This is a genomic window from Devosia sp. Root105, from assembly GCF_001424865.1.
GTDB lineage: Bacteria > Pseudomonadota > Alphaproteobacteria > Rhizobiales > Devosiaceae > Devosia_A.
In genome coordinates, this window is record NZ_LMCR01000016.1 from 81873 (window position 1) to 108613 (window position 26741).

At 66.8% G+C, this 26741-nt stretch carries 20 protein-coding genes; 11 read left to right on the forward strand and 9 right to left on the reverse strand.

All coding sequences use genetic code 11. The annotated features are described in order from the left end of the window. Positions 1–5: 5 nt before the first annotated feature. Both ASC68_RS16415 and ASC68_RS16420 read left to right on the forward strand, forming a co-directional pair. Positions 6–923 carry an AraC family transcriptional regulator gene (locus tag ASC68_RS16415; protein WP_082528222.1) on the forward strand — a complete coding sequence of 306 codons (918 nt, stop codon included), beginning with the start codon at positions 6–8 and terminating at the stop codon, positions 921–923. A gap of 114 nt (positions 924–1037) precedes the next feature. Then, positions 1038–2420 carry a winged helix-turn-helix domain-containing protein gene (locus ASC68_RS16420; RefSeq protein ID WP_156387356.1) on the forward strand — a complete coding sequence of 461 codons (1383 nt, stop codon included), beginning with the start codon at positions 1038–1040 and terminating at the stop codon, positions 2418–2420. Here ASC68_RS16420 and ASC68_RS16425 read toward each other — a convergent pair. Further along, complete coding sequence (locus tag ASC68_RS16425; protein ID WP_197421258.1) at positions 2407–5028, reverse strand: winged helix-turn-helix domain-containing protein; 2622 nt, start codon at positions 5026–5028, stop codon at positions 2407–2409. The two genes, ASC68_RS16420 and ASC68_RS16425, sit on opposite strands and share 14 nt — an antisense overlap. A 217-nt stretch (positions 5029–5245) precedes the next feature. Here ASC68_RS16425 and ASC68_RS16430 point away from each other — a divergent pair, with 217 nt between their 5' ends. Together ASC68_RS16430 and ASC68_RS16435 are read left to right on the forward strand one after the other, a co-directional pair. Beyond that, on the forward strand, positions 5246–6604 hold the full coding sequence (locus ASC68_RS16430; RefSeq protein ID WP_162247917.1) for an MFS transporter: 1359 nt from the start codon (positions 5246–5248) through the stop codon (positions 6602–6604). A gap of 223 nt (positions 6605–6827) precedes the next feature. Beyond that, entirely contained in the window at positions 6828–9608 is a 2781-nt protein-coding gene (locus ASC68_RS16435; RefSeq protein WP_082528224.1) for a winged helix-turn-helix domain-containing protein, read from the forward strand. Here the strand turns inward: ASC68_RS16435 and ASC68_RS16440 are convergent. The 7 genes from ASC68_RS16440 to ASC68_RS16470 form a co-directional block, all read right to left on the reverse strand. Further along, positions 9605–10435: an MBL fold metallo-hydrolase gene (locus ASC68_RS16440; RefSeq protein WP_055881513.1), complete on the reverse strand. Its 831-nt coding sequence runs from the start codon at positions 10433–10435 to the stop codon at positions 9605–9607. The genes ASC68_RS16435 and ASC68_RS16440 overlap by 4 nt on opposite strands. 49 nt (positions 10436–10484) lie before the next feature. Beyond that, positions 10485–11303, reverse strand: coding sequence for an alpha/beta hydrolase (locus ASC68_RS16445; protein WP_055881515.1), 819 nt, complete (start codon positions 11301–11303; stop codon positions 10485–10487). A gap of 34 nt (positions 11304–11337) precedes the next feature. Beyond that, on the reverse strand, positions 11338–12066 hold the full coding sequence (locus ASC68_RS16450) for a glutamine amidotransferase (RefSeq protein ID WP_055881517.1): 729 nt from the start codon (positions 12064–12066) through the stop codon (positions 11338–11340). Continuing rightward, positions 12063–12773 (reverse strand): hypothetical protein, encoded by a 711-nt coding sequence (locus ASC68_RS16455; RefSeq protein ID WP_055881521.1) that lies wholly within the window; start codon positions 12771–12773, stop codon positions 12063–12065. Before ASC68_RS16455 ends, ASC68_RS16450 begins: the two co-directional genes overlap by 4 nt. Then, positions 12766–13254 carry an AraC family transcriptional regulator gene (locus ASC68_RS16460; RefSeq protein WP_055881523.1) on the reverse strand — a complete coding sequence of 163 codons (489 nt, stop codon included), beginning with the start codon at positions 13252–13254 and terminating at the stop codon, positions 12766–12768. Before ASC68_RS16460 ends, ASC68_RS16455 begins: the two co-directional genes overlap by 8 nt. A gap of 200 nt (positions 13255–13454) precedes the next feature. Further along, the gene (locus tag ASC68_RS16465; RefSeq protein ID WP_055881525.1) at positions 13455–14288 is read right to left on the reverse strand and encodes an alpha/beta hydrolase; all 834 of its coding nucleotides are present in this window, start codon (positions 14286–14288) and stop codon (positions 13455–13457) included. 121 nt (positions 14289–14409) lie between these two features. Then, the gene (locus ASC68_RS16470) at positions 14410–15177 is read right to left on the reverse strand and encodes an alpha/beta hydrolase (protein ID WP_197421260.1); all 768 of its coding nucleotides are present in this window, start codon (positions 15175–15177) and stop codon (positions 14410–14412) included. A 233-nt stretch (positions 15178–15410) separates the two neighbouring features. Between ASC68_RS16470 and ASC68_RS16475 the strand changes: the two genes are divergently transcribed. The 7 genes from ASC68_RS16475 (at position 15411) to ASC68_RS16505 (ending at position 24581) form a co-directional block, all read left to right on the forward strand. After that, positions 15411–16298, forward strand: coding sequence for a hypothetical protein (locus ASC68_RS16475; protein WP_055881529.1), 888 nt, complete (start codon positions 15411–15413; stop codon positions 16296–16298). A 4-nt stretch (positions 16299–16302) separates the two neighbouring features. After that, positions 16303–19083: a winged helix-turn-helix domain-containing protein gene (locus ASC68_RS16480; protein ID WP_055881532.1), complete on the forward strand. Its 2781-nt coding sequence runs from the start codon at positions 16303–16305 to the stop codon at positions 19081–19083. Positions 19084–19232: 149 nt separating this feature from the next. Further along, a complete protein-coding gene (gene lexA / locus ASC68_RS16485; RefSeq protein WP_055881535.1) occupies positions 19233–19955 on the forward strand; it encodes a transcriptional repressor LexA in 723 nt (240 codons plus the stop codon). Between the two features lie 270 nt (positions 19956–20225). Beyond that, complete coding sequence (locus tag ASC68_RS16490) at positions 20226–21131, forward strand: 2-dehydro-3-deoxygalactonokinase (RefSeq protein ID WP_055881538.1); 906 nt, start codon at positions 20226–20228, stop codon at positions 21129–21131. Positions 21132–21134: 3 nt separating this feature from the next. Further along, positions 21135–21746, forward strand: coding sequence for a 2-dehydro-3-deoxy-6-phosphogalactonate aldolase (locus ASC68_RS16495; RefSeq protein ID WP_055881541.1), 612 nt, complete (start codon positions 21135–21137; stop codon positions 21744–21746). Beyond that, positions 21743–22615: an SMP-30/gluconolactonase/LRE family protein gene (locus ASC68_RS16500; protein WP_055881544.1), complete on the forward strand. Its 873-nt coding sequence runs from the start codon at positions 21743–21745 to the stop codon at positions 22613–22615. Before ASC68_RS16495 ends, ASC68_RS16500 begins: the two co-directional genes overlap by 4 nt. Positions 22616–22622: 7 nt before the next feature. After that, complete coding sequence (locus tag ASC68_RS16505) at positions 22623–24581, forward strand: beta-galactosidase (protein WP_055881545.1); 1959 nt, start codon at positions 22623–22625, stop codon at positions 24579–24581. Here ASC68_RS16505 and ASC68_RS16510 read toward each other — a convergent pair. Then, positions 24550–26685, reverse strand: a complete 2136-nt coding sequence (locus tag ASC68_RS16510; protein ID WP_055881548.1) for a ComEC/Rec2 family competence protein — start codon at positions 26683–26685, stop codon at positions 24550–24552. The genes ASC68_RS16505 and ASC68_RS16510 overlap by 32 nt on opposite strands. Between the last annotated feature and the right edge of the window lie 56 nt (positions 26686–26741).

Consider the following 26741-nt stretch of genomic DNA (forward strand, 5'->3'; position numbering starts at 1 on the left):
CCAGTATGCCGCTGCAAACGCGCGCGACGCCACCTGAGGGAGCGTCGTATTACAGTGCCGGGTTCCTGAGGCAGACGCTGGCGCACGGCGATCTGGTGGTGGCGCGGACATTTCAGGCCGAGCGACGGCCGATGCGCGACAACAGCCATACCGCCGAGACCTTCGGTATCCAGGACGCCATTCTCTGCACGGTGCACCTCAAGCACATGGACCCCGGTCACACCTGGTGGGACGGGCGGCACTTGCCGACTTCGGAAATGACCGAAGGCAGCCTCCACGTGCACGATCTGAGGTACAACTGGACCTCCGAACTCATCGACGCCTTCGACTGTGTGCATTTCAGCTTTCCGCAGACCCTGCTGCGCGCCGTAGTGCTCGATGATCAGCCGGACTCGCGGATCGAGATCGCAGCCCGCACCTTCGACGCTGAACGCACCGACCAGACGTTGCTGCATCTGGCGCGATCCCTGTTGCCCGGCCTGGCACGACCGCAGGAGGTCAGCCGGCTGTTTGCCGATCACGTGATCTCCGCCGCGGCCGCGCATTTCACCTCGGCCTATGGTTCGGTGCGCCTGGTCAATCGCCGCAACGGCCGGCTTGCTCCCTGGCAGCAGGCCCGGGTGCTGGAGTACCTGGCGGCGCATCTCGACACCGACATCACGGTCAGCGAGCTCGCCGCGATCTGCCGGCAATCGTCGAGCCATTTTGCCCATGCCTTCCGCGCCACCATGGGCATGCCGCCGCATCGCTTCCTGCTCGGTAAGCGCGTCGGCCGGGCCATGGAACTGCTGGTGCACACCGATCAATCGCTCGGCGAGATCGCCGCCGCGTGCGGCTTTGCCGACCAGAGCCACCTGACCCGGGTGTTCAGCCGAACCGTCGGGGTCAGTCCCGGCAGGTGGCGGCAGCAGCGAGCCGAATAGTTCAGCTCGCCGCCGAATTTGGCGCAGCTTTGTCCAAAGCCAGCAGGTGCGTTCAATGGCAGCCGGCGATCACCGACTAGTCCTTGCGGGAGGGACTAATCGGGACGTGGCCGCGTGCAAACCTGTTGCTCACGTGAAGGGGATACGCCGCAAGCGCTGCAGCCGGGGCAGTATCGCTTCGGCCCCTTCGTGCTGGACGTGGCGCGCTCGATTCTCACCGAGAATGGGCGTCACATTCGGCTCGGCAGCCGTGCCATGAGCATGCTGGCGGCACTGGTGGCAGCGCGCGGCGAGCTGGTGCCGCGACGCCAGCTGATCGAGCGGGCCTGGCCAGAGACCTTCGTTGAGGCCTCGAACCTGCGCGTGCAGATCTCGGCGGTGCGGCGGGCCCTCAACGATGATGGCCAGTCGGCAACCTACCTCATCAACGTCGCCGGCTACGGCTACCGTATCGGCGTCCCCGTCGAACAGGGCGACTGGCATGAACCGGCAGCACCTGGGGCAGCCCTGCCACGGCACCAGATCACCGCCATAGTCGGCCGCGATCGAGAGGTTGCCGCACTCGTCCGGGCAACCCGGCGATCGCGGCTGGTAACGCTGACGGGGCCCGGCGGCGTCGGCAAGACCACCATTGCCGCTGCTGCCGCTCAGCGGCTGCACGACCAGCACATGATGGACATCTGCCAGGTGGACTTTGCCGCGCTGGAGGCGCCAGAACTCGTACCGGCAGCCGCGGCGGCGGCGCTTGGGCTGGAGGTCGACGCAGAGGCCGCGCTCCCTGCGCTGCTCGAATTCGCGCGAGCCCGCGCCTTGACCCTCGTTTTCGATAGCTGTGAGCATCTGTTGCCTGCCGTGGCGGCCTTGTCGCAGGCCATCCTCCATACCTGCCCCGATATCAGCGTCATCGCGACGAGCCACGAGGCGCTGGGGCTGGCGCTTGAACGGGTCATTCGGGTTACGCCACTCGCAGTGCCGGAGGCGACGGCGACGCTGGAGGGTGTGCTGCGCTTCCCGGCCTGCGAGCTGCTGGTGTGTCGCGCCCTCGCTATGCAGCCGACGCGGAAACTCGGTGACGCGGACGCCGCCACTATCCGCGCGCTGTGCGACCGGCTGGACGGACTGCCGCTGGCCATCGAGATCGCCGCGGCGAATCTGGATGTGCTTTCGCTCGCCGAACTGCTTGGGCAGTTGAGTTCCGGCCGCGGCCTGGACCTCGGCAACAGACGGACAGCGGCGGCTCGGCACCAGACCATGCGCGCCATGCTCGACTGGACGACACGCCGTCTGAGCGGCCCCGAACACCTGGCGTTGCGGAGACTGGCTCAACTCGCCGAGCCGTTCGACCTGCAAAGGCTGGAGCAGGCAGCCGGCGCCGACATCATCGCCAGGTTGATCCGGCGCAGCCTGCTCGTTCCGGTCAGGCAAGACGGTCGCTTGCTGTACCGGATGCTCGCCAGCACACGCCTCTACGCGAACCAACACCTCAACGAGGTGTAAGCGCCTCGATCGTCACTTCGGCCCGACCTCGCCAGGCGAGTGCGCCTTGCGCTTGGGCGCAGGCCATCGCGGCAACGGCACGGTCTTTGGCCTCCTGCCTGTCGGCGCAGGTCAAAGCCTCCGCACGCAGCACCTCGGGCGCATTCCAGCCAACGGTGCCGGCGGCGACGCGTTGACTGGCCAGCGGCGTCAGGAAGGCTGGATCGAAGGTCGGCAGCATATCGACGACTTTGCGGGGCAGCTCCGGCAACGGGCCGATGCGACCCGAGCGACCCATGGAGCGCGCAGCCTCGAAGCCAACGATCCAGTCGTTCCAGAATGTGGTTCCGATCCGTACCGCGGTCTCGCGGAAACTGGCGAGAGATTGGTCCACGAAGTCGTAGTCCGCGGTCCACAGTCCAAGCGGCACCGCGGCCAGTGCCATGGTCTGGCACAGCGCTCCCGGATTGGCGCCGGCGTGCTCGATGGCACGCTGTACAAGCAGGTGGCTCCGCCCGATCTCGCCCTTGAGGAAGGCGATACGCGCCAGGATGATCCGCGCCGATACTCGATGGCTCACGTTAGAAAGCGGCAGGAACTCGTAGGGACAGGCCAGGACCTGCTCGGCAAGGTCTTCGGCCAGCAGATGTCGCCCCAGGAAGTGTTCGGCCTGGGAGCGCATCCGCATCGCCGTCAGCTTGATCTCGGGCGAGTGCAGCCTGTCGGCCGCCGCGTCCATGTCGGTCGCTGCGAGCAGCGTCTCGGGATAGTCGCCTGTGGTGATGGCCGCCCCGAAACGGGCCATAACGCCTTCCGGCACGACGTCTCCCGTCTCGGCTTCGATCCTTCGCGCACGGTTCGCGAGGGCGGCAAACGCACCGGTATCTCCCGATATGCTGGAAATCAGCATGGCGTGGACCAGGGAAAGCCGCAACGCGTCACGCCGGAGCGGCGCATCCGGCAGGTCCACGGACTCAAGCGCGGCCTCGATGTGCTGTACGTACTCGCCGGTCAACGGAAACTGCTGGCCGAACTGGAGTGAGAGCAGGGTCAGCCGCTTGCCGATCATGCGGTCCCCCTCGGGTGAGAACGCCCAGGCCAGCGCCGCCCGGGCATCGCCGACGAGCCCGCCATAGCGCGCCATCCAGTCACTCCAGCCGACAGTGAGGATAGCCTCCTCCGCTCCGGCAAGCAGGTCGCAGCAATCCAGCGCATGCCGACGGCGTACCTCATTGACGTCGGTTGCCTCGAGGAGCCGCTCAAGTGCGTAGGTTCGGGTGGTCTCCAGCAGCCGATAGCGCACGACATCGCCGGAGATATCGACCTGCAGCAGCGATTTGCGAGCCAGTGTAGCGATGGCGCGCAGCGTACCGCTGTCATCGAGTTCGCCACCCGCCGCGATGCCGATGGCGCTTTGCAGGGTGAAACTGGACTGGAACACCGCGAGGCGGTTGAGCACCAGGCGCGCCTGGTCATCGAGCGCGGCGTAGCTCCAGCCGAGCGTCGCCTCGAGGCTGCGGTGGCGTGGATTGGCGGTTCGCCGGCCCTCGGCCATCGAGAGGAACCGACCATCGAGCTGTGCCGCCAGTTCGCGGATGCTGATGACGTCGATCAGGCTGGCCGCGAGCTCGATGGCGAGGGGGATTCCGTCGAGCCGTCGACACAGTTCCGCAATGGCGCCGACCTCGGCGTCGGTGATCTGCATGGCGGGAGAGTTTGCCGCGGCACGCTCGAGGAATAACTCGACCGCCGGGTAGAGCGCCGCCTCCCCCACTGTCTCGAGGGTCTCCTCGGGAACGGCGAGCCCAGGCAGGCGGAACAGCGTTTCGCCGCTTGCCCTCAGGGCCTCCCGGCTGGTGGCCAAAATGCTGACATTGGGGGCATGCGCCAGCAGCGCTTCGACGAGTTGCGCCGCCAGGTCGATCAAGTGCTCGCAGTTGTCGAGCACCACCAGCAACTCGGCGCCGGCAAGGCTGCTGGCGATCTGCCGGAAGCTGTCGCGTTCGGACGTATCAACTCCCAGCGAGGCGGCGAGCCAGGTTCCCGCCTCCTCGATTGAGGTCACCGGTGACAGGTCGACGAACCGGACCCCACCGGCAAAACGCTCGGCGTTCCGCTCGGCCCAGGCGATCGCCAAGGTGCTCTTGCCGATGCCACCCGGCCCCGCCACGCTGACGAGACGAGAGCGCTGCAGGGCCGAGGACAGCGAACGCATCGCATCCTCGCGTCCCAGCATCCGCACGATCTGAGCCGGCAGCCCAAGCGCCATGCCAGGAGAAGCCGGCACGGAAGCGAGCGCCGGCCCGTGGCCGATCCGGCCGACGAAACGATAGCCGCGACCATGCTCGTTGACGATGAAGCGCGTGCCCGACTGGCCATCGCCAAGCGCTTTGCGCAAGGCGCTCATGTGCACCCTGAGGCTCGATTCATCCACCTGCATGCCAGGCCAGACCCGCTGCAGCAGCTCGTTGTGGCTGACCACCTCCCCCGACCGCTCGATCAGCGCGATCAGCAGGTCCAGGGCTCGGCCGCCCAGCCGCAATTCGCTGTCGCGGTCAGTGAGCCGGCGCTCGGTCAGGTCGAGCACGAAGGGACCAAAGCTCACCAAATCTGCTGCGGTCTGGGCCAAGGCGAGTAAGTCCGACGTGGCGCCATTGCCACGTCCCGAAGCTAGCCGGGCGAACATCCAGCCACGAGCGAAACGATGTTAAGCGAATGCAGCAAAGGCCTGCGATTGCGGGACTTAACAAGATTTAACGCCGCGCCGAGGACGCCCCCGCATAGCCTCTGTGGAACGATACAAACAGGCGGGACGGGCCATGTCGATCGCAACCGGTCACATCGGAATGGATTTGACGAACGACACGGCGCCGAGGGCCTCGGCGGCGTCAATTGTCGAGCGCATGGATCGCCTGCCGCTCACCTGGATGCATCTGGGGATCGTTGCGATCGGCGCATTCGGCTTCACCTTCGATCTCATGGAGGTGTCGCTCGGCAACGTGCTGTCGGCGGTGTTCAGCGCCCCGCCCTACGCCGTCGAGGCAGTGCAGCTCTCGTGGTTGCTCGCCGCCATGTATGTCGGCGCCATTCCCGGTGCGCTCATCGCCGGGTGGCTGGCGGATCGCTATGGCCGGAAGCAAGTGATGCTCGCAGTGCTGCTGGTGCTGTGCGTCACCTCCATCGCCGCCGCGGCGAGCCCTGACGTCAATACGCTGATCGTCTCGCGCATCCTGTCGGGCCTGGCGCTCGGCGCCTATCCGCCGCTGCTGTTCTCGTTCTTCACCGACTTCATGCCGCCGCGCCGCCGCGGCACGGTGATCATGATGACGGCCGGCATCGCGTCGCTCGGGCCGGTGCTGATGATCTTCCTCGTGCGCTGGCTGACGCCCATTCAGCCGTTCGGCGTCGAAGCCTGGCGCTGGGCTTTCATTCTTGGCGCTGTGGGTGCGCTGGTGGTGGCGATCTGCTTCCGCTTCGTGCCGGAATCGCCGCGCTGGCTGGTTGCCCGCGGCCGCATCCGGGAGGCTGAACTGGCGCTCGAAGGGTTCGAACGCTCGCGCGTCGCCATTCCAAATCCCCCTGGCGCTGCGCCGGTTCCGCCGCCGGTGGCACATCCGGTCGATGCCGCCGATGCCAAACCGAACCGCTGGCACTTCGTCCTGGTCGCAGCCATCTATTTTGCCTCGCCCTGGGGCACCGTAGCCTTCCCGCTGCTGATGGGCGCAGTGCTGATCGAGAAGGGCTTCGCGCTCTCCGACAGCCTGTTCTATGTCGGCGTCTCGATGTTCGGACCGGCGATCGGCACGATCATCGGATCGCTGTTCGTCGACAAGTTCGAGCGCCGGATCGGCCTCGTTGCCTTTGGCCTCGGAATGATCGTTTCCGCCATCGCCTTTGCCGCCAGCCTCAACCCGCTTTGGCTGATGGCTGCCGGCATCGCCTTCCAGCTGCTGGCGATGATGCAGGTCCCGACCATGACCATCTACGCGGCGGAATTGTTCCCCACGGCATGGCGGGCACGCACCTCAACGGCGGCATGGTCGATCAACCGCCTCGCTTCGGCAGTGGCGCCGCTGGTGCTGCTACCGCTTTTGAAGACGCATGGAATCTGGCCCATGTTCTCGGTGATGATCGCGATCCTCGCGGTCGGCATCGCAATAGTTTTCGTGGCGCCCAACGGCAAGGCCGGGCGCGCCGTCGACTGACAGGTATTGGTTTTTGCTGCAGCGGCCGCCGGCGCGATCTGTGTCGGCGGCCAAGCAGGTTTATTGAATGGGGACGTTTCATGCGCGGCGCTGTGGACGCAGCACGCTACCGCAACCTGTGCCGGGCAGCCTCGCGGCGGCGAGGCTTGCGCAACCCTCGCGGCCTACCCTACCGTCCGGTGCGGGGCGCTTCCCCTGAGCTGGCCGAGAGCGGTGCAACGTGATGGACGAAGCTGGAGATCCTTCGGCTGACGACCCCGGTGCAGTGGTGTCTGGCCACGGCTCCGGCGCTCCATCCTATGCTTTTGGCCCGTTCGAGCTGTCGGCGGCGCGCCAGTTGCTCACCTTGAACGGGCAGCCGGTCCGGCTTGGCAGTCGCGCCATCATGATCCTTTCGGCGCTGCTGCAACGGCCGGGCGAACTGGTGAGTAAGAACGACCTCCTGGCGAGCGCCTGGCCCGACACGCATGTCGAGGAAGGCAATCTCCGCGTGCACATCGCCGCCCTCCGCCGCGCGCTCGGCGATTCCAGCGAACTGCCCAAATACATCCTCAATGTCGCCGGCCGCGGCTACAAGTTCGTGGGCCCGGTATCACGGGAGATGAGCGGCCCCGCGCCACTGGAGGGCCTCACCCCGGCGATCCGTGACAACCTGCCGGCGCAGGTCGCCAATGTCATCGGACGGGCCGACGTCCTCGATGTGCTGGCAACGCTGCTGGAGCAATCGCGCGAAGTGACGATCGCCGGACCGGGTGGCATCGGCAAGACCACGGTCGCCGTCGCCCTGGCCCACAGGTTAAAGCATCAGTTTCGTAGTGGCGCCTACTTCATTGATCTGGCAGCAGTCTCGTCCGCAGACAACCTTCCATTCGCCGTCGCTTCGGCGCTTCGGATCGCCATCGACACCGAGCGGCCGGCGCAGAGCCTGGTTGCCCACCTCACGCGCGACGAGGCCTTGCTGGTGTTCGACAACTGCGAGCACGTGATCGATACCGCCGCGCATGTGACCGAGGCCATCCTCAGGGGTTGCCCAGGCATTCGGATCGTCGCCACCAGCCACGAGCCGTTGCGGATGGAGGGCGAGCGGGTGTTCCGGCTGGCGCCGTTCGAACTGCCTCCGGGCGCGGATGCGCTGCCGCTGCGCGAGGCCCTGCTCCTCCCCGCCGTCGAGCTCTTCGTCTCGCACATGCTGGCCAACGACGACGCGCTGACCATCGGCGATGCCGATGTGCCGTTCATCGTCGAAATCTGCCGTCGGCTGGACGGATTGCCGCTGGCGATCGAGATCGCCGCCTCGCGCGTCGGCACGTTCGGCATCGCCGAACTGGCTGCCCGGCTCGATGACCGCTTCGGTATCCTCACCGGCGGACGGCGCACCGCTGCGACGCGGCACCAGACCTTGAGCAATATGCTGGATTGGAGCCACGACAACCTCGGCGAGCGCGATCGCGTCGTGCTGCGGCGGCTGTCGGTATTCGCCGGCGAGTTTTCCATCGACGCCGCCGCGCTGGTGGCGGGCGATGAACGGGTCAACCAGAGCAGCGCGACCGACGCGGTCATGAGCCTCGCGCGCAAGTCGCTGCTGATGCAGAGCACAAGGGATGGCGCATCCAGCTTCCGCATGCTCGACAGCACGCGGATCTATGCGCAGGACAAGCTCGCCACTGCAGGCGAGGTGAAGCGGGTTCGCGAACTGCACGTGCACTATCTCTGCGATGTGCTGCGCGAAGCCGAAGCGGATTGGAACATGACGCCGGTGCCGGCCTGGACCGACACCTACAAGCGCTACATCGACGATATCCGCACGGCCCTGAGCTGGTCCTTCGGGCCGGATGGCGACCCTGCAGGCGGCATCGTGTTGACCAGCCTCAGCCTGCCGCTCGGCATGCTGCTCGGGCTGCACGATGAATTCCGCGAACGGATGCTGCTGGCTATCCAGAACGCCCAGCAACTCCCGCAGCCGCTGCTGGTGCCCGAGCTGCGGCTGCAGGTGGCGCGGAACCACCTGACCTACAATATCGGTCAGCAGGTGGATGTGTCCCTGCCCCGCGCCCGGCATCTCGCCGAGCTGACGGGAAAAGACCGCCATCGGATGGAGCCGCTGGTTACGATCAGCTCAACGCATATCAGTACGGCTCAGTACGAAACCGCCGCTGTCATCGGCGAACGTGCACTGGAGCTGGCGCAACGAAGCGGTGACGAATACGCCGTTCTCTCTGCCAGCCGCGCCATGGCGCAGGCCGCGCACTACGCCGGCCAGCACCAGCGCGCCACCGAGCTGGCAACCGCCGTGCTGCGTCACCCGGTGCGCAACATTCCCTACACCTACGGCTTCATGCACACCGACCGTCGGATCACCATGCGCTGGGTGCTGACCAGGTCGCTCTGGATGAGCGGCCGTGCCGACGAGGCCCGGCGCGTGGCCGAAGAGGGCATCGCCATCGCCCCCGATGCGGGCCCGGTCGCTCTGGCGCAGTTGCTGGGCATGGCCGTCATCCCGGTCTACCTGTGGTGCGGCGATTTCGAACGCGCGCGCGAACTGACCGCAATGCTGTTCGAGCACGCCGCGCGCTACTCGTTCAAGCACTGGGCGATGTGGGGCGAACTGTTCGATGCAGCAATCGGCTGGCACATGACGGGCAGCCCCGTCTCCCCGGCGACAGGCGACCTGCAGGTGCAGACGCTGTCGACCATCGTCGGCCTCGCCGCCCCGCTGCCGACGACCATCAACCTCGCCGACTGGTCGGCGCCCGAGCTGCTCCGGCTGCGCGGTGAGCGTGACAGCAGTGAAGCAGACCTGACCGACGCGCTGCAGCTCGCCCGGCAGCATGGGGCGCGCGCCTGGGAGCTCCGTTGCGCGATGAGCCTTGGGCGTCTCTGGGCAAGCACACGTCGGCGGATGGAGGCCATGGACCTGCTCAGCGGCACTCTCGAGCAACTGCCCGAGGGGCATGGCACTGCCGACCCGATCGCCGCCCGGGCGCTGCTGGCCGAGCTGGCCTAGCCGCGCTGCTTGAGCGCGGTAAGCTCGCCGGTGTCGTGGCTGCAGAAGATATCGATCTCGCTGCCGTGCGTTGCCTCGAGCTCGCGCAGCCGCTGCAGGTTGTGCCGCGCCGCCGGCAGATCGGTGGTCATGATCCGCTCGTAGAGCGCGAGACCCGGCGGCATGCCACCTTTCGCCAACAGCTCGCTGTGGTGCAGGTAGGCGTCGCCGGCATTCAGCAACCAGCCATCGCCGGTCGCAACGGCAACGCCGGCGTGGCCCAGGGTATGGCCGCGCAACGGGATGAGCAGGATTTCGGGCGGCAGGCCTTCCAGCTGGCGCACCGCCTCGAAGCCGAACCAGGACTCGCCATCAGGTTTGTAGCCCTGCCAGTCGCGGACCAAATCCCACTGTAGCGGCCGGTAGCGCTGGTTGCCGACGAAGCTGCGTGGCAGTTGCCGCGCCGCGTCGTGCTCGGCTGTAAGCAGATGCACCTTGGCGCCCGGAAAGTCCTCGAGCCCGCCGGCGTGGTCGAAATCGAGGTGGGTCAACACGATGTTCCGCACATCGCGGGCCGAGTAGCCCAGCGCCTCGACTTGGCGGAGGGCCGTATCCGCTTCGCAAAGCCGAGGGTTGAGCACCAGTGGCCAGAGATGGCTCAAGCGCCGCTGCGGCACGCTGCGGACATCCTCGAGGCCATAGCCGGTGTCGACCAGCACGAGGCTGTCAGCCAGCTCGATCAGCAGGCAATGGGTACAGATATTGGCGCTGAGGCCGGTCGCGGCGCTGTCGTAGAAGCGACCGCCGACCGGGCAATGGCTTCCGCAATTCAGGTGGTGGATACGCATCGAACCTCGCCCCAAGGCAGGCCGGCCCTTGGACCGGCCCGTCACTATGTCATGCCACGGAGCGTTTGAGAGCGGCGACATTGCTGCGGCCGGAACGGGCGTTGCGGCTCGCCCAGTCGAGCGCCAGGTCGGCGACCTCCTCCCAGCCGGGATCCATACAGGTCCAGTGCGACCGATCGGGGAAGATACGAAGCTCGGTCTTGGACGGTGCGCGCTTCTGCCGCTCGTAATTGGCCCGCGTCATGCTCGCATCGGCCACCAGGTCCTTGCCGCCGCCGATCATCAGCAGCGGCGCCCGCTGCGGGTTATCCCACTGGATCTTGCCGGTCTGCGTCAGGATGCCGTCCCAGTAGAGCTTGCCGGGGGTCGGCACGATGTAGCGATCATAGAGCGCATCCGACTGGCCGGCGGGGATGGTCTGGGCGAAGCGGGTCGCGAAGAACTTGCGCGACATATGCATCACCCGCCCCCAGCTGCCGAACGAACCGAGCACGGGGAAAGCCGAGACGATCGAATGCGGCCCGAGCGGAACGCCGGTGGTCGGCGCCGGGTCGATGGCGACGCCGGCAACGCCGAGGCCGCGATTGAGCAGGCTCTGCACCATCACGCCGCCGGCCGAGTGTCCCATCAGGATCGGCTCTTCCGGCAGGCTGCGAATGGTGCGGTCGAGATGTTCGAGGATCTTGAGGAAGCCGACCGTCCGGAGTTCGGGGTGTGAATGCGCCCGCAGTTCAGCCGGATCGCGATCGTCGTAGGGCCAGTTGGGCGCCACGACGCGGTAGCCCTTGGCTTCGTAGTGGGCGACCCATTTCTCCCAGCTCTTGGCATTGAGCCAGGCGCCGTGGACCAGAACGATGGTGTTGCTCATTCGTCGTCTCCTTGATTGTTCAGGCTCGGGTTGTTCAGGCTTGGACAGTCTCGACCAGCAGGTCGGCCAGCCACTCGGCAAACAGGTGGCGCGACGCCCGCTTGAGCGCGGCGCCATGGTGGAGCGATTGTTGACGAAGCTGCTCGGGCGACTTGCCGGCCATCGCCAGCTCGACGGCATGGCCGATCAGCCAGCTCTCGATTTCGTCGGCGTCGACTTCGGCGTGGAACTGCAGGCCAAGGGCGTAGTGCCCCAGGGCAAACGCCTGATGCGGGCAGGCCTGTGTAGCGGCGAGCAGGCTCGCCCCATCCGGTAGATTGAACACATCGCCATGCCAATGCAGCACCTCTACGTCCTGCAGAGCCGCCAAGGGCGATTGCAGGCCGCGGTCGGTGAGCACCAGCTCGCTCCAGCCAATCTCCTTGACCGGGCACAGATCAACCGAGGCTCCCAGTGCCCGCGCCATGAGCTGTGCGCCCAGGCATATGCCCAGCGTCGGTCGCCCGCGCCTGAGCCGCGCCTCGATCAGGCGGATCTCCTCGGTGAGGAACGGGTAGTGCTGCTCGTCATAGGCGCCGATCGGCCCGCCGAGCACCACCAGCAGGTCGTCTTCCAGCGCGTCGGCGACCGGCAGCGCGTCCCTGCCCGCATCGACCAGGCGAATGTCGAAACCCGATTGTCGCAGCAGCAGCTCCAGCGTGCCGAGGTGCTCGAACTCGACATGCCGGAGGGCGACACAGGTCCTGGGGGCGCTGCCGTTCATTGCGGCGCCGGCGCCACTTTGCCCGGCAGGCTGAGGTCGCCCGAGGCGATCTTGAAGACATCATCGACGCAGAGCAGTGGGGCGTGGATGTTGGCGTTGACCTTGAGGCCGGCGGTGACACCGTCGAAACTGGCGCCGGCGAGCGGGGTGACCGCACTCAACGGCACGCGGACCTCCACCGTGTCCGAAGTGAAATCGAGCGGAAACGCCGGGCTGTCGATGAGGATCGGCACCCCTGGCCAGGTCGGCGGGGTCTTGACCGTCGTCCCCTCGGGAATGTCTTTGACCGTCAGTCCACCGCCGCAGGCTTCGTCCTTGACCAGCACCACCCAATGGGGGTGCCAGATGTGACGGTTTTTGCCGCCATAGGCCGCGTCGTCGAAATCCGGGTGGAAGGTAACCGCCATGGCGACGATCCCCTGGCCGACATCAAAGCCGATATCGCCGCTGTCGATCGAAGTAGGCCAGACATAGGCATAGACCTCGGATCCGGCGAACTCGCCCTTCGGATCGGGCTTGCTGGTGCCGGCCCCATCACGAACCTTGACGGCGAACACCACATCGCCGCTCTCAGTGGTAACCCGCGTATCGACGATGTCGAACGCGGCATGCACCGCCGGATCGCTGGCACTGGCGATCTCGTGGGCGCCGGCCGGCGGAACGAGTGCGGCCGCGACGGCGAGCGCCACGAGTGATGAACTACGCATGGGTTTGTCCTTTGCTGATGGGTGGACATTGGTGGTCCCGGCGCCAGCGGCCGGGACTGGTGGAGGTGTGGCGGTGGAACTGGCGCGAGAAATGCGACTGGTCGACATAGCCGCAGGCGCTGGCGATCTCAGACAGCGGCAGGTCGGTGCTGAGCAGCAGGTGCTTGGCTTGCGTGATGCGGTGGTGCGCCAGCATTTTGTGTGGCGACAGGCCAAAGCTCGCCCGGAAGGCACGGGAGAAGTGGCTGGAGCTCAGACCGGCGAGGTCGGCCAGCTTGCTGACCCGCAGCGGACGATCGGCGTTGTCGACGATGTGACGCGCCACCCGGATCTCCTGCCAGGCTGCAAGCCCGCCGCTGCCCCGCCGATCGCGCCGCAGATAGGCCGGGATCGGCCGAGCCAGCCGGCTTTTGAGCGCCGCCGCTACGGCGTCGACCAGCTGCGTTTCAACCTCGTTCGCGCGCATGTCGAGCATGTTCATGTCGTCCTCCGAGGCTGGTCAGCCAGACCGAGCCGGTGCATGCGAAGGCGGATCGCTGGCGGGGAAGGACTCGTCGGATTCCTCATCCACCAGATCCCAATCCCGCGCCGGGCGGCGCATCGCCGCCGGGCCGGCATCGCGGACGGCGCCAAGCTCGGGCGCGAGCGGTGGCGGGCGATCCCCTGCCGGTTTTCGCCTGGTCATGGCGCGGCCAGCCCGGAGACGAACTGCCAGAGGTCGGCATTCACCCGGTCCTTCTGCGTGGTGCAGATGCCATGGTCGCCGCCGGCATAGACACGCAGCTCGTTGCCGGCGACGATCTTTGACGACTGCGCTGCCGATGCGATGATCGGCACGATCTGATCGTCGTCGCCGTGGAGGATCAATGTCGGCTTGTCGAAGCGCTTCAGGTCCTCGGTGAGGTCGGTCTCCGAGAACGCCTTGATGCAGTAGTGGCTGGCCGGCATGCCCGCTGCCATGCCCTGGCGCCAGAAGCTGTCGCGGACGCCCTGGCTGATCCTCGCGCCGGGTCGGTTGTAGCCGTAGAACGGCATCGACAGGTCGATGAAGAATTGCGACCGGTCCGCTTGCACCCCGGCGCGGATGCCATCGAACACCTCGATCGGCAGCCCGGCCGGATTGGCGGCAGTCTTCAGCATCAGCGGCGGCACGGCGCCAATCAGCACAGCTGCGGCGACACGCGCCGTGCCATGCCGGCCGATATAGCGAGCCACCTCACCACCGCCGGTCGAATGGCCGACATGAATGGCATCGGCAAGGCCGAGATGGCTGACCAGAGCCGCGAGGTCGTCGGCATAGTTGTCCATATCGTTGCCGCCGAGGGGCTGGCTCGAACGACCATGTCCGCGCCGGTCATGCGCGATCACCCGGTAGCCGCGCTCGGCGAAATAGAACATCTGGTCCTCGAACGCGTCGGCGCTCAACGGCCAGCCATGCGAGAAGACGATCGGCTGTCCGGTTCCCCAGTCGTTGAAGTAGATCTCGGTGCCGTCCTTGGTGGTGAAGTGGGCCATGGGCAATCTCCTGGGTAAGGGAAAGACGCGTGCCGCCACGCGAGGGGCATGGGAGGGCGGGCGGCACGCGAGGGCCACGAGCGCAGGATTTGGGGCGTCTGCGCTCGCGGGAGAGCGTGGGCTACTGCGCCGACACGGCCTTGGCAGCGTCCATGATCAGCTTCGCGGTGTCCTCGGCATGGGCAATGAACGCCAGGTGCCCGCCGCTGACCGTCACCACGGTTGCCTTGGCGCGGCCGGCCATCTGCTTTTGCGCCTCGGGCGGGATCACGTGATCGGCGTCGGCCAACTGGTACCAGGACGGCTTGTCCTTCCAGGCGGCAACGGTGAGCGGCGTGCTCGCGCCCTGCAGCGAGATCGGCACCTGCGAGTCACGCAGGAATTCGGCGTCGGCCTGCGGCAGTGCATCGGCGAAACCGGGAACATAGGCGGCCTCGTTGAAGAACACGAAGCCATCCTCGCCGATATCGAACGGCGGCGGATGGTTCGGATCCTGCGGGATCAGGCCGAACGGCGATTCCCCGACATCCGGCACGAAAGCCTCGACGTAGACGAGGCCCGCCACCTTCTCGTGGTCGCCCGCCTCGGTGATCACCGCGCCGCCATAGGAATGGCCAACGAGAATGACCGGGCCATCCATGCGGTCCAGCACCCGATCGGTGGCAGCGACGTCTGCCTCGATCGAGGTCAGCGGGTTCTGCACCATGCGGACGTTATAGCCCTCCTTCTTCAGGATCTCGTAGATCGGCCGCCAGCCCGAGCCATCGGCCCACGCGCCGTGGACCATCACGACATTCTTGATCTCGGCGGCGAGCGCCTGCGGCATGGCCGCGAGCAGCATCGGCAGCGCTGTCGCGAGGCTGAGCGCGATCATCTTTGTTGAAAGCATTGGATCTCTCCTTGGTGAGACCGAGTTCTGTCTCGGTGGTCCAAAGCTGATCCGGCGGCGGTCATGCTGCCAGTTAATCGCTGTGAAGTATCGTAACGGCGCGCCGAGCGATTCATGCTTCTTAGCAACTCTTCACACGCCGCGGGTTGGCCGACTCGCTAGGGTCTCTGCTGGGGCATGCTGCCGTCCGCCGCGACAGCATTGTCTCCGCAACCGATCCGGAGGCAGCGCCGATGACGATCTCAGCGGCCGACACGCACACCGAAATGGCCATGCAGTGGTGCGCCACCTTCACCGAGGCGGACTATCCGCGCTGCCGACAAATCGCCTACGACATGGTCGAGCAGGCGACGCGCGAGCGGCTCGACGAGCCAATGTTCGCCTACAAATCGATCGCCCAGTCGCTGCACTTTCTCGGCGAACATGCCGAGGCGAAGCGGGTAGCCGAACGGGTCCGACGCGAGGCCAAGGGGTTCATCCCCTGCACCTCTGTGCACCCCTATGTTTCGATGGGCATCGTCCTCGCCCGTATCGCCTGCCTTACCGGCGACGGCCAGGGGGCCGTCGAGATCGCTGCCGACACCCTGGCGCGATCGCGCCGCGACAACCTCATCGCCAACTGTCACGCCATTGCGCTGGCCTGTGCTCCCATCGCCATCTGGACCGATGACGAACAGGCCGCCCGCTCCTATGCGTTCGAGCTGATGGAGGAAGCTGGCGGCGACGGGCTCAACTACTGGCGCAACTGGGGCCGCCGCCTGCTCCGGGCCATCGATCTCCGCTTTAATCCCGATGAGGTCAACGAGGAGCCGCTCGAGGTCGACAACCTCGATGCGATCGAAGCCGACCACCTGGCAACGGTAGACGGCCGCGCCATTTCCGAACTGGCGCTGCGCCGTGTCGCCGAAGGCACCGTCGGCTGGACCAAACCCGAGGTGCTGCGCACCCAGGCAAGCACGGCCATCTGGTTCGACCCCGCGGCCGCCCGGCGCCTTCTTGCAGAGGCCCGCGCTACCGCCCTCGAGCAAGGCGCAATCGCCTGGGTGAAGCGCATCGACGAGACGGCGGCGCTGCACAGCGGCCGTTTCCTGCCCCCGCACCACCCTACCCTCGGCCCCTGACCCGATGAATGGCCCGCCAAATGAGCTGAAGCTGCGCTCGCCGGATGCCGCCGGGGCGTCCGAAGACCAGTTACTGCATTTTGGTGGCTTCAGCGTCGACGCCTCCCGCCACCTGCTGTTCGAGGACGACAAGCCGGTGCGTCTGGGCAGCCGCGCCATGGCCATTCTTCTCGCACTGCTGGAGCGACCCGGCGCCCTCGTCACCAAGGAGGAGCTGGTCCGGGTGGCGTGGCCCGAGACCTTCGTCGAGGAGGTGAACCTGCGCGTGCACCTCGCCGCCATTCGACGTGCGCTGCACGATTCCTCCACCAGGCCGGTTTACATCGCCAACGTTTCGGGCCGCGGCTATCGCTTTATCGCGCCGGTCGGCGGCAGAACGCCGGTTGCTCGCGCTGCCGACGGCCCACCCGCAACACTGCCAGGTAGCCTGGTCCAGTTGATCGGCCGTGACGAGGCGCTGCGCGCCGTTGCCGACATGGTCACGGCGCGCCGGCTGGTGAGCGTCGTGGGCCCGGGCGGCATCGGCAAGAGTTCGCTCGCTGCCGTGGCGGCGCAGCGGCTGGCCGGTCGCTTCGCCGACGGGGGCGCCTATGTCGACCTCTCCACGCTGACCGGCGGGCGCAGGGTCGAGCCGGAGTTGCTGCGGGCGCTCGCAGCGGGCAGCGGGGACCGGCCGGTGGATGTTCACAAACTGCTGCTGATCGACAGCTGTGACGCGCTGATCGAGGACGCCGCCATCGCGATCGAAGCCGTGCTGCGCCTGCTGCCGCGCCTCCACGTCCTCGCCACCAGCAGCGAGCCGCTGCGAGCTGCCGGAGAGCACGTCTATCGCCTGGCGCCGCTCGACCTGCCGGAACGCGACGATATCGGGCTGGACGAGGCCATGACCCACGCCGCGGTGCGCATGCTGATCGAGCGCGTCCAGGCCGGCAACGAAACCCTGCGCGGCAGCGACCGCGACGTCCGGCACCTCGTGGCCATCAGCCGCAAACTCGACGGCTTGCCGCTCGCCATCGATATGGCCGCCGCTCGTATCCAGGTGTTCGGGCTGCAGGAAGTGCGCACCCAACTCGAGCGCGGTATCGAGTTTCTGTCCGATGGCCGCCGCACCGTTGCGCCGCGCCACCGTTCGATGCGCGGGCTCTATGAGCTCAACCATGGCGCGCTCTCCGGCGACGAACGCATCGTGCTGCGGCGGCTGTCGATCTTCGCCGGCGCGTTCGACCTGGCTGATGCCTCTGCCGTGACCACCGACGGCGACCTCGATGATCGGCGCGTCATCGCCGCGCTGGGCGGCCTCGTGGCAAAGTCGCAGGTGCTCACCGCTCGGGGTGGACATGCAGTGCGATACCGTCTCTCCCGCCCCTTGCGCGCCTACGCCGCCGAACGGCTCGCCGCGTCAGAGGATTTGCCTCGGACGGCACGGCGTCATGCCGACCTCGCCCTGTCGCATGTCATCAATGCCCTCGAGGCGTGGCAGAAGCTGTCACGTGCCGAGTGGCTGGAACGGCATGGCGACCTGGTCGAGGAGGTCCGCGAGGCACTCGACCGGTGCCTTTCGCCGCATGGCGACCTGGACGCCGGCGCCCTCCTCGCGGCCCATGCGAGCCCCCTGCTGCTGCGGGGTGGCCACTATGACGAGATGCGTAGCCGCGCCGTGACAGCTCTACGGGCCGGAGCGCTTCTGCCAGCCAAACTGCGGTTCCGGCTGCATCTGCAACTGGCGACGCTGACGGAAGATCGCGCCGGTCCGCTGCGCATCGAAGGCCGGCACTTGCTCGAGGCGGCCCGCCTTGGCCGCACCATGGCCGCCGCATGGGCCGATGCGGAACTTCTGCTGGTCCGCTCGGCCCTGGCGCTGCGCACCGGTCACCTCCAGCGCTCCGCCGGGCTGTCGCAGGCGGCTCTTGCCAATGCCCGCGCTGCCGGACGTCGCGATCTGGCGCAAACCGCGGACCGGTTGCAGGCTGAGGCGCTGCACTATGCCGGCGACCATGCCGCCTCGGCCCGCCTCGCCAACGCCATGATCGCTGGCCCCGACTGGCAATTGCCGGCGCCGCTCGCCATTCTGACCTCCCCGCCGAGGGGCGCCCTGCGCGTCCTGGAGGCGCGCCGGCTGTGGCTGCTGGGCAAGCCCGACCAATCCCGCCACCTGCTGTTCGAGGCGCTGAACTTCGCGGCCGAGCAAGGTCCCTGGGCCCTCTGCGAAGCGATTGGCCTGGGCGCCTGCCCTTTGCTGCTGTGGTACGGCGAGGATGACCGAGCCGTTGGCTACATCACGCAACTGGAGCGCGCGGCCGAGCATGCCGGGCTGCCGCTCTGGACCTCATGGGCCGATCTCTACCGCAAGGTGATGATCCACATCGCCGTCCGCGAAGGCCGTCGCAGCGAAAGCGCCATCCTGTTGCAGCCGGCGAGCTTCCTGCAGGCCGAGACCTGGGTGACGCTCACCGGCTCGCTGCGCGGGCTGAAGCTCTCCCCCGAACACAGCAGCGGCTGGTGCCGACCCGAGATCCTGCGGGCCTTCGCCCTCGCGAGGGTCGCCGATGGCGATATCGAGGCCGGCACGCGGCTGCTGCGGGAGGCCATCGATCTCGCTCGAACCCAGGGAGCGCTCGCCTGGGAACTGAGGGCCACGATGAGCCTCGCACGCCTGTGGTCGAGGGACCGGCGGACTGCCGCCTACGAGCTCCTTGCCGGCACTCACCACGCCTTCACCGAAGGCAAGGCTACCTCGGACCTCCTTGCCGCCACGGCCCTCCTCCGCCGCCTCGCCAATGGGTGACAGCAGCGGCGTTCCTGGACCCGACACCTGCTCATTCCGCTCGCTGCGCCCCCAATCGTAACGCAATATTCACCGCTCGATTGCAGAACATAACTGGAACACGTATAACACGTTCAGTCTTTGTTCCGATTCTGCTCACGGAGCCGCCCATGCTTACGCGCAAGCAACACGAACTGCTGATGTTCATCCACGAGCGGATGAAAGAGTCCGGCATCCCACCCTCGTTCGACGAGATGAAGGACGCGCTCGACCTGAGGAGCAAGTCCGGCATCCATCGGTTGATCACCGCGCTGGAAGAGCGTGGCTTCATCCGGCGCCTGCCCAACCGGGCCCGCGCGCTCGAGGTGATCAAGCTGCCGGATTCGATGAACCCCTCGCTCGGTGGTCGCAAGGCCCGCTTCGAGCCCTCGGTCATCGAGGGTAACCTCGGCAAGGTGTCGGCGCCTCCGGCCCGCCCCTCGGCACCGGTGGTCAATGCCGACTCCTATCGGGCGGTGACGATCCCGGTAATGGGCCGCATCGCGGCAGGCACGCCGATCGAAGCGATCCAGACCCACAGCCACTCCATCATGGTGCCGCCTGAAATGCTGGGGCCTGGTGAGCACTATGCACTGGAAGTCCGCGGCGATTCGATGATCGACGCCGGCATCTTCGATGGCGACACCGTGCTGATCAAGAAGCAGGACGCGGCCTCGACCGGCGAGATCGTGGTCGCCCTCGTCGATGACGAGGAAGCGACGCTGAAGCGGCTTCGCCGCCGCGGCAACTCCGTTGCGCTCGAAGCGGCCAACCCGGCCTACGAGACCCGCATCTTCCCGCCTGACCGGGTGAAGGTGCAGGGCCGGCTGGTTGGCCTCTTGCGCAAATACTGACCTCCAGACCCACCGCCAATCGGGTCCTTGGGCCGGCAGCCTTGCCGGCCCTTTTTCTTATGAAACCGAACCTCCCCGCCGATATTTGCACTAGGGCCGGGCCGGCAAAGACGTTACGGTCCGCGCCGCCAAGGGAGGCTTCAGGCATCCTCGGGCAGCGCCTCCATGCAAATGGCCGTCGCGATCGTACCAGGAGAGTGGACAACCTTCCCGATCGCGCTTTAGCGGCATGGCGGTGCGCAGCAAACGTGCAGCGCCAGGGAGAAGGTTTTGGCAGCAGAGGTCGAATGGGTCGCCGTTGATTGGGGCACTTCCAATCTGCGCGCATGGGGCATCGACGCCGCCGGCGAGATCGCCTTCGCGCGCTCGTCGCCGGATGGCATGGGTCGCCTCAGCCGCGAACAATACCCCGATGTGCTGACCTCGCTGCTCAGCGGTGTCGCCGAGGATGTCGAAGACGTGCTGATCTGCGGCATGGCCGGCGCCCGCCAGGGCTGGATCGAGGCCCCCTATCTCGACGCGCCGGCCGAGCTTGGTCGCCTCGTTCAAGGCGCGGTGGCGCCCGACATGCCCGGTCCGCTCAACCCCCGCATTCTTCCCGGCGTCTGCCTGCGTGATGTCGGCGCCGAGGACGTGATGCGCGGCGAGGAAACCCAGTTGCTGGGCCTGTCATCGTTGCTCCCGGGCTTCTCCGGTCTGGCGGTGATGCCCGGCACCCACAGCAAATGGGCGCTCCTCTCTGGCACCAGGCTCGAGCGCTTCTCGAGCGCCATGACCGGCGAGATCTTCGAACTGCTGCGCACCCACTCGGTGCTGCGTCACTCGCTGGGTGGCGAACTCGAAGGCGAAGATCGGGAGCGCGGCTTCGAAGCAGGCCTCGATCAGGGGCTGGAACGTCCCGAACGGCTGACTGCCACGCTGTTCAAGGTTCGCGCCGGTTCGCTCCTCTCGGGACGCAGCGCACCATGGTGCGCCGGTTTCCTGTCGGGTCTGCTCATCGGCGCTGAAATCGGCGGCCAGCGCGATTGGATCGGCGCAGCCGAGATCCCCTTGGTCGGCAGCGTCGGCCTTTGCGGGCTCTACCAGATGGCCTTCGCCCGGCTGGGCGCCAGCACCCGCATCATCGACGCCACCGACGCCACCCTCGCTGGCCTCAAGGCTGCAAGACAGGCATAGACCATGACCCACCGACACATCATCGCGATCCTTCGCGGCATCACCCCTCCTGAAACCCTCGAAGTCTGCGACGCCCTGGTGCTCGCCGGCATCACCATGATCGAGGTGCCGCTGAACTCGCCGGAGGCGCTGCGCTCCATCGAGGATGCCGCCAAGGTGTTCGAGGGCCGGGCGCTGATCGGCGCCGGCACCGTGCTGAGCCGCGCCGACGTCGATGCCGTTGCTGATGCCGGCGGCCAGTTCGTCGTCTCCCCCGACACCAATCCCTCGGTGATCGGCGCCACCATCGAGCGCGGCATGACCTCGTATCCGGGCGTCTTCTCGCCCACCGACGCCTTCACCGCCATCCGCTCGGGCGCCACGGGCCTCAAGTTCTTTCCGGCCGAAGTGCTGGGCCCCAAGGGCATCAAGGCGATGAAGGCCGTACTGCCATCCGACATTCCGCTTTACGCCGTCGGGGGCGCCAATCCCGATAATTTCACCGAGTACTTCGCCGCCGGCTGCGCCGGCTTCGGTCTCGGCACCTACATTTTCAAGCCCGGCATGTCCGCCGCGGATGTGGCATTGCGCGCCACCGCGGCCGTCGCTGCCTATGACCAGGGAAAACCGCGATGAACACCAAGGCCGAGCTCTTTGTCGATAGCCGCTGCGAGCTGGGCGAAGGCCCGTTCTGGCACCCGCTGCTCGAGCGCCTGTTCTGGTTCGATATCCTCAACCAGACCATGCTGAGCGCCGGAACCGATGGCCACATCGTCGACCGCATCACCTTCAAGGACACCGTCAGCGCCGGCGCGGTGATCGACAAGCAGAGCCTTGCAATCGCCCAGTCGGGCGCCCTGCTCCGCTACGACTTCCTGACCGACACGACCTCGGTGATCGCCGAGATCGACGGCGACGTTCCGACCAACCGCACCAATGACAGCCGCGTCGACCGCACCGGTGGCTTCTGGATCGGCACCATGGGCCGCAAAGCCGAAGCGGGTGTCGGCGGCGTCTACCAGTACCGTGCCGGGCAGACCACCAAGGTGATCGAGAACATCCGCATCCCCAACTCGATCTGCTTTTCGCCCGACGGCCGCACCGCCTACTTCACGGACGCCGGCAAGATGATCGTCAAATGCGCCACCGACCCGGAGACCGGCCTGCCGGCCGGGCCGTGGGAAGACTTCTTCACCATGGACGGCCCTGGCGGCGCCGATGGCTCGGTGGTCGACTCCGAGGGCTATCTGTGGAATGCCCGCTGGGGCGGCGGCAAGGTCATCCGCATCTCGCCCGACGGCAAGCTCGACAAGGTGGTCGAGGTGCCCGGCGTCAGCCAGGTGAGCTGCCCGGCCTTTGGCGGCAGCGACCTCAAGACCCTCTACATCACCACGGCGCGCGAACACATGACGCCCGCAGAGATCGAACGCGAGCCGCATGCGGGCAGCGTTTTCGCCGTGGCGCTCGACGTGCCCGGCATCGCCGAACCCTTCCTCAAGCTCTGAGTTTCACGTGTCTTTTCCCGCTGTCGGCGTCTGCTACTACCCCGAACACTGGCCCGTCGAATGGTGGGAGGATGACGCGCGCCGCATGGCGGAAATCGGCATCCAGTATGTCCGCATCGGCGAGTTCGCCTGGTCGCGGCTCGAGCCCAGGCCGAACGAGATGGACTTCGGCTGGCTGGTGGCTGCCATGGATGTGCTCGGCAAGCATGGCCTGAAGGTCATCGTCGGCACGCCCACGGCCACGCCGCCGCGCTGGCTGCTCGACAAGATGCCCGACATGCTGGCGGTCGACCGTGATGGCCGGCCGCGCGGCTTTGGTTCGCGGCGACACTACGACTTCTCGCATCTGGGCTATCGGCGTGAATGCGCCCGCATTACCCGGCTGCTGATCGACCAGGTCGGCCAGCACCAGGCGCTCGCCGGCTGGCAGACCGACAACGAGTATGGCTGCCACGACACCGTGCACTCCTACTCCAAAGCCGCCGCGCTTGGTTTCCGGCTCTGGCTGAAAGACAAGTACAAGTCCATCGATGCGCTGAACACCGCCTGGGGCAACGTGTTCTGGTCGATGGAGTACAACAACTTCGAGCAAATCGACCCGCCGAACCTGACGGTGACCGAGGCCGCGCCGGCAGCCTGTCTCGATTTCCGCCGCTACTCCTCCGCGCAGGTCGCTGCGTTCAACAAGACGCAGTACGACCTGATGAAGGCCGCACGTCCAGATCTGCCGGTGATCCACAACTTCATGGGCCGCTTCACCGAGTTCGATCACTACGAAGTGGCCGAGACCCTCGATGTGGCGAGCTGGGACTCCTACCCGATCGGCCATCTCGCGGTTTCCAATGAATCCGACGAAGTGAAGGCTGCGTATTTCCGCCAGGGCGAACCGGACGCGCAGGGCCTGCAGCACGACATCTACCGTGCCGTCGGCCATGGCCGCTGGTGGATCATGGAGCAGCAACCCGGTCCGGTGAACTGGGCCGAGTACAACCCCGATCCCCTGCCCGGCATGGCTCGCCTATGGGCCTGGGAAGCCTTCGCGCACGGCGCCGAGGTGGTGTCGTACTTCCGCTGGCGGCAGGCGCCGTTCGCGCAGGAGCAGATGCATGCGGGCCTCTTGCGTCCCGACAGCCAGCCGGCCCCGGCCTACCATGAGGCCAAGCAAGTCGCAGAGGAACTCAAGCGGCTCGGCATCGATGGGGTGGCCAACAAGGGCCGCGTCGCCATCGTCTACGATTACCAGAGCGAATGGGCATGGCGGATCCAACCGCAGGCCAAGGGGTTCTCGCACCACCAGCATGTCCGCAACGTCTATGTGCCGCTGCGCAAGCGCGGCGTCGACGTCGATATCCTGCCGCCTTCGACCACCGATTTCTCTGGTTATGACCTGGTGGTGATCCCGGCGCTGTTCGCCTGGAACGACCAGCTCCGCACCGCCATCGAGAATTTTGACGGCCACCTGCTGATCGGTCCGCGCACCGGCTCGAAGACCGAGAACTTCTCCATCCCCACCGGCCTTGGTCCAGACCTGCCGCAGAACCTCCTCGACGCAAAGGTAGCGCGCGTCGACAGCACCGATCCCCGCCGCACGGTTTCGGTCAAGGGTGGCGGCGCCGTCGGCCATTGGCGTGAGCGGCTCGACACCCGGGCTGAGATCGTCATCGAGGACGAAGAGGATTTCCCGGTGCTGGTAGCGCAGGGAAAGCTCAATTACCTGGCAGCCAGCGGCGATCGCGCCCTGATGCAGCGGATCGTCGACCACCTGCTCACCGAAGCCGATGTTCCGACGCTCAACCTCCCCGCCGGCGTGCGCTGCCGCAGCAGAGGTAAATGGCGCGTTTACTTTAACTACGGCGACACTGTGGCAAACCTGACTGCGGCGCCCGACGAGCAGGGCTATGTGCTGGGCGGCGCCCAGATCGAAGCGGCCGGGGTTACGGTAGCGTTGCTCGCCACGGCCGGCTGAGTTGCGGAATAGCGGGGCGGATTTCGAAACCGCCCCGCGCTTCATCCCAGCGTAGCCACTGCACCCCGCCGCGGGCCAGCGCAGCTGCGTCGATCACCGTATCGGCCGCGCAGTTGGCTGGGATGGCCCGGCGGGCGATCAGGAGATCGGCCATGCCGCAATCCTCGTAGAAGCCGGCCGGGTCCCGCACGATCGATACGGTGAAGCCCCGGCTGCTGGCGCCAAAGCAGCCGATACTGTCGCAGCTGAGCAGCGCGCCGGGTTCAATGGCCTCGCCATAGGTCTCGCGCCACACGCCGACGGCAAAGCTGTCGGCTTTGCCCGCCACCAGTTGCAGGCCCGCGTCGCCCCGTAAAGCCACCGCCTGCGTGGTGTCCGCGATAAGGACATCAGGCGGACGATCAACGGCGAACAGCAGAACAGCCGGCACCAGCAGCACGGGAGCGATCAGCCGGTGCCAGGTCGAGAGGAACGTGAACCAGGCAAGCGCTGTGAGCCCCAGCAGCAGGGCAACGGGCGCCAGCAATGGGCTGGCATCGAGGCCCGAACTCCAGCTGGCCACCAGCCCGCCAAGCTCGAGCATCCGGTCGATCGACCACCCCATCACGGCAAGGAAAGGAGCCTCCCAGCCGAACGGCATGGCAAGCGTTGCCAGCACAGCGAAGGGCATCATCACGAAGCCGACCAGCGGCAGCGTGAACAGGTTGCCCAGCACGCCGAGCGGCGAGGTCTGCTGGAAGTGGTAGACGGAGAACAGCAGCGTCGCCGCTCCGGCGATCAGGCTGGTCAGCACGATGCCCCACAGATATCCGCCGGTACGCGCCAGCAGGGATTTCTCTCGTCCCTCCGGCGGCCGCATCAACTCCCATGCGCCGATCAGTGCCACGACTGCCGCGAACGACAGCTGGAAGCTCGGCCGGAACACGCTGGCGGGATCAGTGGCAATGACGATCAGCGCCGCGATGGCGACATTGCGCATAGTGAGCGCGCGCCGGCCGAACACGATAGCGCCGAGCACCAGCACCAGCATGATCGTCGAGCGCAGCGCCGCAACATTGCCACCCGAAATGGCGAAATAGGCGAGCGCTGCGACCACGGCGCCCGCCGCAGCCACCCGTTTGACCGAAGCGAACCGGTGGATGCCGCTCACCAGCGCCAGGCCGCCTCGCAGCGTCACCAGCACCAGTCCCGCGACGATCGTCAGGTGCAGCCCGGAAACCGACAGCACATGCGCCAGCCCAGCCGCGGCCATGGTCTCGCGCGCCTCGTCGGGCACCGCGCTCTGGTCGCCGGTGATCAGGGCGCGTGCGATGCCGGCGGTCGGCTGCCTGAGGTCGAGGTCGATACGCGCCGCGATGCCGCGGCGTATGCCGTCGATCACCCGTTCCGGCGCCGAGTTGCTGCCGGTCGATACCCGCTCGACCGGCCCCGTGGCGTTGCCATAGGCGCCGACCCCATCGAAGAAGGCGTGGAACTGGCTATCGAAGCCATTCGGGACCACCGGACCGGGCACCGCGTAGAACCGCACTGGCGCACGTATGATGTCACCGGGCGCGAGCGATGGCCCCTCGGCGATGACGATCCGGGCGCGCCGCATCGGCACGTTACGCGATGTCCCGGTCGGGGTGATCGCCGAAACGATGGCCCGCGTCCCGCTCTCGAGCTCTGAGACGATCTCGTCGACGCGCATCTCATAGGTGCCGTAGGCCGGCCGGGCCAGCATTGTCGTGCCGAACATGGCCGCGTGGATGGAGAGCAACGAGGCGCCAACCCAGAACGCACCGGCGAGGGTCAGGGTGCGAAAGACAAGCGTGTGGCCACGAGAGAAAAGCAGCCCGATTGCGATGGCCGCACCAACGAGCCCAAGTACCCAGGGCTCGGGCTCGGTCGGCGTCACCAGCGAAACCATGAGCCCAGCGATGATGGCATAGGGCCAGAGCAGAAACAGCCGTCGGTGCTCGAGGGCGGTCGCAACGCTGGTGCGGAAGCCCTGCCAGGGCGTCAGGCGAGGCCGCAGGCTGGCGGGCAGCTGTGGCGGCAACGCCGGTTCGACACGCGTCGGAACCAGCCGCTCGGCCACCGCCTTTCCGACAGTCACGGTCATCCGCCGAGCCCCCGCTCCGCCCGATCGCGGCAGTAATGCTAACCGGGTGGTGCCGC

Excerpts from the sequence above, each read along its gene's own strand:
- ASC68_RS16470 (WP_197421260.1), bottom strand. The coding sequence starts at position 15,177 with ATGCTTTCAACAAAGATGATCGCGCTCAGCCTCGCGACAGCGCTGCCG.
- ASC68_RS16435 (WP_082528224.1), top strand. The coding sequence starts at position 6,828 with ATGGACGAAGCTGGAGATCCTTCGGCTGACGACCCCGGTGCAGTGGTG.
- ASC68_RS16445 (WP_055881515.1), bottom strand. The coding sequence starts at position 11,303 with ATGAGCAACACCATCGTTCTGGTCCACGGCGCCTGGCTCAATGCCAAG.
- lexA (WP_055881535.1), top strand. The coding sequence starts at position 19,233 with ATGCTTACGCGCAAGCAACACGAACTGCTGATGTTCATCCACGAGCGG.
- ASC68_RS16500 (WP_055881544.1), top strand. The coding sequence starts at position 21,743 with ATGAACACCAAGGCCGAGCTCTTTGTCGATAGCCGCTGCGAGCTGGGC.
- ASC68_RS16430 (WP_162247917.1), top strand. The coding sequence starts at position 5,246 with ATGGATTTGACGAACGACACGGCGCCGAGGGCCTCGGCGGCGTCAATT.
- ASC68_RS16495 (WP_055881541.1), top strand. The coding sequence starts at position 21,135 with ATGACCCACCGACACATCATCGCGATCCTTCGCGGCATCACCCCTCCT.
- ASC68_RS16455 (WP_055881521.1), bottom strand. The coding sequence starts at position 12,773 with ATGCGTAGTTCATCACTCGTGGCGCTCGCCGTCGCGGCCGCACTCGTT.
- ASC68_RS16415 (WP_082528222.1), top strand. The coding sequence starts at position 6 with ATGCCGCTGCAAACGCGCGCGACGCCACCTGAGGGAGCGTCGTATTAC.
- ASC68_RS16480 (WP_055881532.1), top strand. The coding sequence starts at position 16,303 with ATGAATGGCCCGCCAAATGAGCTGAAGCTGCGCTCGCCGGATGCCGCC.
- ASC68_RS16440 (WP_055881513.1), bottom strand. The coding sequence starts at position 10,435 with ATGCGTATCCACCACCTGAATTGCGGAAGCCATTGCCCGGTCGGCGGT.
- ASC68_RS16465 (WP_055881525.1), bottom strand. The coding sequence starts at position 14,288 with ATGGCCCACTTCACCACCAAGGACGGCACCGAGATCTACTTCAACGAC.
- ASC68_RS16510 (WP_055881548.1), bottom strand. The coding sequence starts at position 26,685 with ATGACCGTGACTGTCGGAAAGGCGGTGGCCGAGCGGCTGGTTCCGACG.
- ASC68_RS16450 (WP_055881517.1), bottom strand. The coding sequence starts at position 12,066 with ATGAACGGCAGCGCCCCCAGGACCTGTGTCGCCCTCCGGCATGTCGAG.
- ASC68_RS16475 (WP_055881529.1), top strand. The coding sequence starts at position 15,411 with ATGACGATCTCAGCGGCCGACACGCACACCGAAATGGCCATGCAGTGG.
- ASC68_RS16460 (WP_055881523.1), bottom strand. The coding sequence starts at position 13,254 with ATGAACATGCTCGACATGCGCGCGAACGAGGTTGAAACGCAGCTGGTC.